Genomic DNA, 3044 nt, shown 5'->3' on the forward strand with positions numbered 1-3044 from the left:
CGCGCTGGTCGTCACGCACGAGGACAATCCGAACGAGAACATCTGGTTCGGCAGCGTCGCATCCGTCGCGGCCGAGCACGGCATTTCGGTGCTCACGCCGGCCGATCCCGCCGATCCGGCGCTGCGCCGCGCGGTGTCCGACGCGCAGCCCGATTTCATCTTCTCGTTCTACTACCGCCACATGCTGCCGGTGGACCTGCTCGCGATCGCGCCGCGCGGCGCGTACAACATGCACGGTTCGCTGCTGCCGAAATACCGGGGTCGGGTACCGACCAACTGGGCCGTGCTGAACGGCGAGACCGAGACCGGCGCGACGCTGCACGAGATGGCCGCCAAGCCCGACGCGGGCGCGATCATCGCCCAGACCGCGGTGCCGATCCTGCCGGACGACACGGCTGCGCAGGTGTTCGACAAAGTCACGGTGGCTGCCGAGCAGACGCTGTGGCGCGTGCTGCCCGCGCTGCTCGCGGGCGAGGCGCCGCACCTGCCGAACGATCTCGCGACCGGCAGCTACTACGGCGGGCGCAAGCCCGAGGACGGCCGCGTCGACTGGTCGAAGCCGGCCGCGCAGGTCTACAACCTGGTGCGCGCGGTCGCGCCCCCGTATCCGGGCGCATTCACGGACGTCGACGGCGCGCGCTTCGTGATCGCGCGGGCGCGCCTCGCGGCGCCCGGCAGCGCGGCAGCGGCCGCCGCGGCGGATTTGCCGCCCGGCCTGCACGTAAGCGATAATGCGCTATTCGGCGTCTGCGGCGACAGCCGCGCCCTATCCATTCTCGAACTCCGGCAGCAGCGCGACGGCAGCGAAACCGTCGTGACGCCCGCGGAATTCGCGCAGTTCATTCATTCTTCCCGTCATTCATGAAAGCAAAAAAAGTCCTGATCCTGGGTGTGAACGGCTTCATCGGCCATCACCTGTCGAAACGCATTCTTGAAACCACCGATTGGGAAGTGTTCGGCATGGACATGCAGACCGACCGGCTGGGCGACCTCGTCAACCACGAGCGGATGCATTTCTTCGAAGGCGACATCACGATCAACAAGGAGTGGGTCGAGTATCACGTGAAGAAGTGCGACGTGATCCTGCCGCTCGTCGCGATCGCTACGCCGGCCACCTACGTCCAGCAGCCGCTGCGCGTGTTCGAGCTCGACTTCGAGGCAAACCTGCCGATCGTGCGCTCGGCCGTCAAGTACGGCAAGCACCTGGTGTTCCCGTCGACCTCCGAGGTCTACGGCATGTGCTCGGACGAGCAGTTCGACCCGGACGCGTCGGCGCTCACCTACGGCCCGATCAACAAGCCGCGCTGGATCTACGCGTGCTCGAAGCAGCTGATGGACCGCGTGATCTGGGGTTACGGGATGGAAGGCCTGAACTTCACGCTGTTCCGTCCGTTCAACTGGATCGGCCCGGGCCTCGACTCGATCTACACGCCGAAGGAAGGCAGCTCGCGCGTGGTCACGCAGTTCCTCGGCCACATCGTGCGCGGCGAGAACATCAGCCTCGTCGACGGCGGTTCGCAGAAGCGCGCGTTCACCGATATCGGCGACGGCATCAGCGCGCTGATGAAGATCATCGAGAACAAGGGCGGCGTCGCGTCGGGCAAGATCTACAACATCGGGAATCCGAAGAACAACTTCTCGGTTCGCGAGCTTGCGCACAAGATGCTCGAACTGGCCGCAGAATTCCCCGAGTACGCCGATTCGGCCAAGCAGGTGAAGCTCGTCGAAACGACGTCCGGCGCCTACTACGGCAACGGCTACCAGGACGTGCAGAACCGCGTGCCGAAGATCGACAATACGATGCAGGAGCTCGGCTGGGCGCCGCAGGCGACGTTCGACGACGCGCTGCGCAACATCTTCGAAGCGTATCGCGGCCACGTCGCCGACGCGCGCGCGCTCGTCGAACAGCAAGGCTGACCGGGACGTTCGCTTGGCTCGTATCGTCCTCAAGATCGACGTCGACACGCTGCGCGGCACGCGCGAAGGCGTGCCGAACCTCGCGCGCATCTTCGATCGCTTCAATGCGCGCGCGACCTTCCTCTTCAGCCTCGGCCCGGATCACACCGGCTGGGCACTGCGGCGCGTGTTCCGCCCGGGCTTCCTGAAGAAGGTGTCGCGCACGTCGGTGGTCGAACACTACGGCGTGAAGCAGCTGATGTACGGCGTGCTGCTGCCCGGTCCCGACATCGGCCGCCGCGCGATCGCCGACATGCGCGCGATTCACGAGGCCGGCTTCGAATGCGGGATCCACACGTGGGATCACGTGTATTGGCAAGACAACGTGCGCGTACGCGACCGCGACTGGACCGCGCGTGAAATGCAGAAGAGTCACGCGCGCTTCATCGAGATCTTCGGCGCGCCGCCCGTCACGCACGGCGCGGCCGGCTGGCAGATGAACGATGCCGCGTTCGAGCAGATCGACGCGTGGGGGATGCGCTACGCATCCGACGGCCGCGGCCACTCGCCGTACCTGCCCGTCGTCGGCGGCCGCACGCTGTCGCATGTGCAAATGCCGACCACGCTGCCGACGCTCGACGAAGTACTCGGCATCGACGGCGTCGACACGCACAACGTCGCCGCGCACATCCTCGCGTTCACCGCAACCAATCCGCACGACCAGGTGTTCACGCTGCATGCGGAGCTGGAAGGCCAGAAGCTCGCGCCCGTGTTCGAGCAACTGCTCGCCGGCTGGCGCGCGCAAGGCCACACGTTCGCGACGATGGGCGACTACCACGCGACGCTGGACCGCGACTCGCTGCCATCGTACCCTGTCACGTGGGGCGAAATCCCCGGCCGCTCCGGCGAACTGATCGTCCAGCCCGACTGAGTTCGCGCGCGAGCCGGCGTCGCCGCTCCGCCCTTGCGGCGCGCTGCCGCGACGCCCCGCCGAACCGCGCCGCCGCGGCGGCGCCCTTCCATAACAACAGGAGAAACACGTGTCTGTCGAAGTTGACCGTCAAGTTCCCGATTTCACCGCACCGGCCACGGGCGGCGACGTTTCGCTGTCCGACCTGAAGGGCAAGAAGCTCGTGCTGTACTTCTAT

Annotated in this window: 4 protein-coding genes; all 4 read left to right on the forward strand. The window is 66.4% G+C overall.

Going from position 1 to position 3044, the window contains the following annotated elements; translation table 11 throughout:
* On the forward strand, positions 1-865 hold an 865-nt coding region (locus tag JMF90_RS31130), incomplete at its 5' end, for a formyltransferase (protein WP_201325877.1).
* Complete coding sequence (locus tag JMF90_RS31135; protein WP_006478632.1) at positions 862-1917, forward strand: bifunctional UDP-4-keto-pentose/UDP-xylose synthase; 1056 nt, start codon at positions 862-864, stop codon at positions 1915-1917. The genes JMF90_RS31130 and JMF90_RS31135, both read left to right, overlap by 4 nt.
* A 13-nt stretch (positions 1918-1930) precedes the next feature.
* Entirely contained in the window at positions 1931-2827 is an 897-nt protein-coding gene (locus JMF90_RS31140) for a polysaccharide deacetylase family protein (protein ID WP_011549653.1), read from the forward strand.
* Between the two features lie 109 nt (positions 2828-2936).
* The coding region (locus tag JMF90_RS31145) for a redoxin domain-containing protein (protein WP_201325878.1) at positions 2937-3044 on the forward strand (108 nt) is incomplete at its 3' end.

Source organism: Burkholderia sp. E168m23 (genome assembly GCF_016586125.1).
Classification (GTDB): Bacteria; Pseudomonadota; Gammaproteobacteria; order Burkholderiales; family Burkholderiaceae; genus Burkholderia; species Burkholderia orbicola.

Excerpts from the sequence above, each read along its gene's own strand:
- JMF90_RS31135 (WP_006478632.1), top strand. The coding sequence starts at position 862 with ATGAAAGCAAAAAAAGTCCTGATCCTGGGTGTGAACGGCTTCATCGGC.